Genomic DNA, 6,396 nt, shown 5'->3' on the forward strand with positions numbered 1-6,396 from the left:
CTGCTTCCCAATACCCAATCGAGCCCTTGTATTACTTAGAACGGCCTCGCCAGCCACTCCACACATCATTTTCTGGGTTAGCTTTATTTTTTTTCTTTTTCTTGCCGGTGCCTTCGGGCTTGGCCATGGGTTTATCGTTTTTAAGCGCATCAGCTGCATCAAGATTCGCTTGGTTTACTGCAAAGCCTGCTACCTCTTCGCGCTCTAAGCGTAGTTTATTTTTCTTTTCGATAATTCTAAAGTGATGGAAGTCTTCATAATCAATTAACGATAACGCTAGGCCAACTTCACCGGCACGGCCGCTGCGGCCAATACGGTGCATGTAATCAGCGGGGCTGCGCGGTAAGTTAAAGTTAATAACAACAGGCAGTTTGGCAATATCTAAACCACGGGCTGCTATATCGGTGGCAATAAGTACTTCTATTTCGCCAGCTTTAAATTTTTCAATTACGCGAGTACGCTCGCTTTGGCCTTTATCGCCATGGAATACTTGTGCGTTCACGCCGCGTTTTTCAAGTTTGCTGGCTAAGTGCTCACAATCTTTTTTAGCGTTGACAAAAATAAGTGCTTGGCGCCATTGATGCGCTTTAATTAAGTGCGCTAAAACCGTGGTTTTCTCGCCTTTATTAACCGTAAATACGCGCTGAACTAAAGTGCTTTCGTCTTTGCTTTGTACTTGTATTTCAACAGGGTTGGTTAACAGCTTTTGTGTTAATTGTGTGACTTGCTCTGGGAAAGTCGCTGAAAACAACATGGTTTGCTTTTTAGCAGGCATAAGCGCTAATAGCTCAGCAAGCTCTTCGGTAAAGCCAAGGCTTAACATGCGATCAGCTTCATCAAGCACTAAGGTTGAAACTTTATCAAGCTTAATCGCATTGCTTGATATTAAGTCGAGTAAACGCCCTGGGGTTGCCACGATAATATCGGCACCACCACGTAGTGCCTGCATCTGGGTATTAACCGACACACCACCAAATACCGCCACCGTTTTAATGGCGCCATTAAAGTGTGCAGAATACGATTTAACATTATCAGCTACTTGCGTTGCAAGCTCACGGGTAGGTACCAAAATAAGCCCTGAAACAAAGTTATCTTTGCTAGCAGTTTTTTTAGCACCTTGCGCTAAAAATAGCGTTTGTAGCATAGGCAAGGCAAACGTTGCTGTTTTACCTGAGCCGGTATTTGCCCCCGCAATTAAATCGCTACCAGCAAGTACACTTGGGATCGCCTTAGCTTGAATTGGCGTAGGCTGGCTATATTGTAAATCAGTTAAACGAGCAATTAGCTCTGGAATAAGGCCAAGATCGTTAAAAGTACTAGGGCTTGCGGCTAAGGTCATATTTATTACGGGCTTATTGCTAAAAAAGTAGCCTGTAATTTTAGCGTATTTAGCAGCTATTAAGTAGAGATTAGTGATTTAAATAATATTTAACTACAACTAATAAAAAGACGCTTGCGCGTCGTTTTTATTTAACAGTAACTAAAAACCCTAGTTACGCTTATCAAACTCTGCCTGCAACCTAGCTTTTGTTTCTCTTAAATAATTTATATAAGGGTATGAGTCATCTGCAATGGCTAAAGCAGACTCCATCTGTTCAAGTGCTTGACGAGTATCACCTTGCATTTCATAGCCATAAGATAGGGCAGAAAGCGCATCAACTGATTTTGGGTAGTTTTTTATATTGTACTTAAACACCTCTATAGCGCGGGTAAACTGCTTGCTGCCCGTTAAGTTATAACCGAGCGATCTAACAGCGCGATCCGGTGGTGAAATTTGCTCGCCCCATTGCTGAGATAATGTTTGATAATAAGCATCAATAGAAGCTACATCATCAGTTAAAGCACTGATTGGCATTTGCTTAGGTAAAAATAAGTTGTAATAGGCATTAAATACGCCAGCAACAGAGGTTAAGCCATGTGAGATACCATCAAACGCATCATTAAAAAAGCGTAACCCCCGCACTTTAGGCGATTGCATACCTTGCAGCAATTCATCATACCTTTCGCGCATTATGCCGGCTTCTTCGCCGATATTGATGTAAACGTAGTTATTCAGGTCTTTCGTTTTAGTTATAAATGGTTTTGTGCTTTTTACCATTGCGCCATAATTCCACCAAACAGCAGGGCTATACGCAATATGCGCTTGAAATAACTCAGATTTGGCCTGCAACGCATACAGCGCAAATACACCACCAGCAGATGCGCCAGCAATAACCTTATAGTCATGCGTGCGATAGTTCTTATTTACTAAAGGAATGAGCTCTTGTTCAAAGAACGCTAAAAACTTTGCCGCGCCGCCCCCTTCACCGACAGGCCCTTGTGGTTCCTTGTTCACTGTAGGATACATATCTCTAAGTCGATTAGTGTTTTCAATAGCGACAATAATAACCTCAGGCGCACGATTATCATTTTGTAAGCGCTCAATAACAGCACTAGCAAGCGGTATATTACCCGCCCCATCTAAGCGATATATAACAGGATATACCTTATTTGGCTCAGCTTGATAGCTCTTTGGTAACTGTACAACAACAGTGCGTTCTTCATTTAAAACAGTAGATTTAAATGTATGTGTGTACTGAGAATAATCAGCACTTTGCTGTTTAATACTAGCTTGTGCAAAGGCACTTTGTGAACTAAAAATACTAAAGCTAACAAAACAAATAACGGTTAATAAACGCATGACTAATCCCTTAGAGAATAATAAGTTACTTAAGCTAACAGAGTTTCAGGCACAAAAAAAGCGCCTTAAGCGCTTTTTTAACATTAATAAAAAACTATAACCTGTTGATTTTACTCAACTGTAACCGATTTTGCTAAGTTACGTGGTTGGTCAACATCTGTGCCTTTAATGACCGCTACATAGTACGACAGCAACTGTAGTGGAATTGTATATACAACAGGAGCAATTACGTCGTCTACGTGGTTTACGTTGATTACACGCATTGTGTCGTCTGACTCAAAGTGTGAATCTTTATCAGCGAATACATAGATGATGCCGCCACGTGCACGTACTTCTTCTACGTTTGATTTAAGCTTTTCAAGCAGCTCGTTGTTTGGTGCTACAACAATAATTGGCATGTCGGCATCAATCAGTGCTAATGGCCCGTGTTTAAGCTCACCTGCTGCATAGGCTTCTGCGTGAATGTATGAAATCTCTTTAAGCTTAAGCGCGCCTTCCATTGCAATTGGGTATTGTGAACCGCGACCTAAAAACAGTGAGTGATGCTTATCAGCAAACTCTTCTGCAAGGTCAGCAATGCCATCAGCCAATAGTAGCGTTTCTTCTAATTTAGCTGGTAGCAGTTTAATAGCGTTAACAATCGCGCTTTGATCTAAGCCTTTCTCTTGCGCAATAGACGCAGTAAGCATTAACAAACCAACAAGCTGTGTAGTAAATGCTTTAGTAGAGGCTACACCAATTTCAGCGCCTGCTTTGGTCATAAAGGCAAGGTCTGATTCACGCACAAGCGATGAGCCTGGTACGTTACAAATAGTCATTGACCCCATGTAGCCTTGCTCTTTAGCTAAACGAAGTGCTGCTAAAGTATCAGCCGTTTCGCCTGACTGTGAAATCGTTACTAGTAGGCTGTTTTCGTGTACAAATGACTGACGGTAACGGAACTCAGAGGCAATTTCTACGTTACAGCTAACACCTGCAAATTGCTCAAGCCAGTAACGAGCAACCATACCTGAGTGGTATGACGTTCCACAGGCAATAATTTGTACGTGTTTTACGTCTTTAAATATTTGCTGTGCACTGTCGCCAAAGGCATCAATCGCTACGCGATCGTCGTTTAAACGTCCTTCAAGGGTGTTACGTACTGCAAGTGGCTGCTCATAAATTTCTTTTAGCATGTAGTGACGGTAATCACCTTTACCTGATGCATCTTGTGTGATGTTTGATTCAACAACTTCACGCTCAACCGCGTTGCCATCGGCATCAAAAATTTCTACTGTGTCGCGAGTAATACGCGCTACATCACCTTCTTCTAGGAAGATAAAGCTGCGAGTTACCGGTAATAATGCCAGTTGATCAGAGGCAATAAAGTTTTCACCAAGGCCTAAACCAATAACTAACGGACTACCTGAACGCGCTACAATAATTTCGTTATCATTCGCTTTATCGAACACAACGGTACCAAATGCGCCTTCAAACTGTTTAACAGCTGCTTGAACTGACGCTAATAAAGTAGTGTGCTGCTGGCGTAACTGATGAATTAAATGCACCATTACTTCGGTGTCGGTATCTGATAAAAACTCGTAACCGTCGCCTTTAAGTGCTGCACGCAAACTTGCGTGATTTTCAATAATACCGTTATGTACAAGCGCTAATTGATTGCTTGAAACATGTGGGTGAGCATTGGCTTCAGTTACACCGCCATGAGTCGCCCAACGAGTGTGTGCAATACCTGTGTGGCCGCTAACACCAGCTTTTTCAAGTGCTGACTCTAAGTTTACAACCTTACCAACTGCTTTAACTGTATTAAGTGTATTACCTTCAAGTAAAGCTACACCTGCTGAGTCATAACCACGGTACTCAAGACGCTTAAGGCCTTCAACTAAGATTTTATTTACTGGACGTTCTGCAACAGCCCCAACGATTCCACACATAATGTCTCCATTAATTTTTTAATTCTAGCAACTCACGGTGTAGTTACTAATCCATAATCTCTGCGCAAATTAGTTTTACACCACATGCCTCAATCGCTGCGCGTTTATCATGCGCTAAGCCACTGTCGGTTATTAATGTGGTTACTATTTGCCACGGTAATTCTAAATTTGGTATTTTTCGGCCGATTTTTTCTGACTCAACCAGCACAATAACTTCACGCGCCGCTTTAGCCATCACTTGGCTTAGCCCAACAAGTTCATTAAACGTGGTTGTTCCTCGTGCTACATCAATGCCATCGGCACCAATGAACAGCTGATCAAAATCATATGAGCATAGTACATTTTCGGCTACTTGCCCTTGAAACGATTCTGAATGCGGATCCCACGTGCCACCTGTCATCAAAAGGGTTGGCTCGTTTTCAAGTGCTAATAAACGCGTTGCTACTTTAATCGCGTTCGTCATAACAACTAACCCCTGCTTGGTAGCCAACTCAGGGATCATCGCTGCTGTTGTACGCCCGCTGTCAATAATAATGCGGTTATGATCTTTTATAAGCGATGCTGCCGCTTTGGCAATGGCCACTTTGCGCTTAGAATCAATCTCATCGCTTACAATCTCTTTTGGTAGCGCAATAGCTCCACCATAACGGCGCAGCAACAAGCCACTTTTTTCAAGCGCGGTTAAGTCTTTTCGAATGGTTACTTCTGATGTTTGAAACTGTTCAGCAAGGGTCTCAACAGCCACTTCACCAAGCTCATTTACTTGGCTAAGGATCAGATGACGTCGTTGCTGTGTATTTCGTTTGGTCATTAAGTAACTACTATTAAGTTTCGTTTCGAAAGTTAGGGGATTTTAAACGAAACATAATAAATGGCAAGTGAATGCATAAAAAAAGCGCAGTTTTATTCAAATTATCATCATGCTCAAAGTAGGTTAAGCTAGACACCATTATTTAAGTTAAACAAAATTGATATGCAGTCATTTAATAGTATTAGTAAAGAGAATCTAGCGCAGCGAAAAGCTGTGCACGAAATTTGCCGCTTATTTAATAAAAGCCCCAGTAAAGGTAATTTAAAGCGAATAAAAGAATTATGCTCACACTGTGGTGATGGAGTAATTATTGAAGCGGGCTTTCATTGTGACTATGGTAGTCAAATACAAATTGGTGATCGTACTTTTATAAACATTAACTGCACTGTATTAGATGCACCAATTAGTGAGGGTGCAATTACCATTGGCAGTGATTGTTTAATTGGCCCGAACGTTCAACTATTAGCAGTTTCGCATGCGGTTCCCCCAACTGAGCGCCTCGATAAAGAAAACTTTGCAGCACCAATCTCCATAGGTAATAACGTATGGATTGGCGCGGGAGTTATTGTGTTAGCTGGTGTTACCATTGGTGATAACACTGTTGTTGGTGCGGGTTCAGTGGTAACTAAGAGCATTGCATCAAATACCGTGGTAGCCGGCAATCCAGCACGTGAAATAAGAAAGTGCTAAGGATCATCGTTAAGCCTTAGACTCACATTTACCCTTATACCTCGAACCCATATTTTCACTTTCGTGCAGACGTAAAAAAGCCCGACTCTTTCGAATCGGGCTTGCTTGTATTTGGAATCGGCGCGCTACTTCGTAGCGACAACGCAGTAGAATGTCGTAGTGCCTACAGCGCTAGAGAGCCACATAGTAAGGTACATTTAATGTTTTTAATGGGTTTCATTGGCTCTGAGTATCCGTCCGGTGATCACCGCCTAGCCTTTAAAATTCCACGGTAATAGACTATC

The 6,396-nt window shown here is 42.0% G+C and carries 5 protein-coding genes; 1 reads left to right on the top strand and 4 read right to left on the bottom strand.

Annotation, left to right across the window (positions count from 1 at the left end; genetic code table 11):
* Positions 1–31: 31 nt before the first annotated feature.
* The 4 genes from QMA00_RS14780 to QMA00_RS14795 all read right to left on the bottom strand — a co-directional run bounded on the left by QMA00_RS14780 (position 32) and on the right by QMA00_RS14795 (position 5,422).
* Positions 32–1,339, bottom strand: coding sequence for a DEAD/DEAH box helicase (locus tag QMA00_RS14780; protein ID WP_076922345.1), 1,308 nt, complete (start codon positions 1,337–1,339; stop codon positions 32–34).
* A gap of 150 nt (positions 1,340–1,489) precedes the next feature.
* Positions 1,490–2,680, bottom strand: a complete 1,191-nt coding sequence (locus QMA00_RS14785) for an alpha/beta hydrolase-fold protein (protein ID WP_290157815.1) — start codon at positions 2,678–2,680, stop codon at positions 1,490–1,492.
* A gap of 110 nt (positions 2,681–2,790) precedes the next feature.
* On the bottom strand, positions 2,791–4,611 hold the full coding sequence (glmS, locus tag QMA00_RS14790) for a glutamine--fructose-6-phosphate transaminase (isomerizing) (protein ID WP_076922347.1): 1,821 nt from the start codon (positions 4,609–4,611) through the stop codon (positions 2,791–2,793).
* A 46-nt stretch (positions 4,612–4,657) separates the two neighbouring features.
* On the bottom strand, positions 4,658–5,422 hold the full coding sequence (locus QMA00_RS14795) for a DeoR family transcriptional regulator (protein ID WP_076922348.1): 765 nt from the start codon (positions 5,420–5,422) through the stop codon (positions 4,658–4,660).
* A gap of 162 nt (positions 5,423–5,584) precedes the next feature.
* Here QMA00_RS14795 and QMA00_RS14800 point away from each other — a divergent pair, with 162 nt between their 5' ends.
* Positions 5,585–6,112 (top strand): sugar O-acetyltransferase, encoded by a 528-nt coding sequence (locus QMA00_RS14800; RefSeq protein ID WP_076922349.1) that lies wholly within the window; start codon positions 5,585–5,587, stop codon positions 6,110–6,112.
* Positions 6,113–6,396: the final 284 nt, after the last annotated feature.

It is taken from the genome of Pseudoalteromonas sp. APC 3694, from assembly GCF_030407565.1.
In the GTDB taxonomy this organism is placed as follows: domain Bacteria; phylum Pseudomonadota; class Gammaproteobacteria; order Enterobacterales; family Alteromonadaceae; genus Pseudoalteromonas; species Pseudoalteromonas tetraodonis.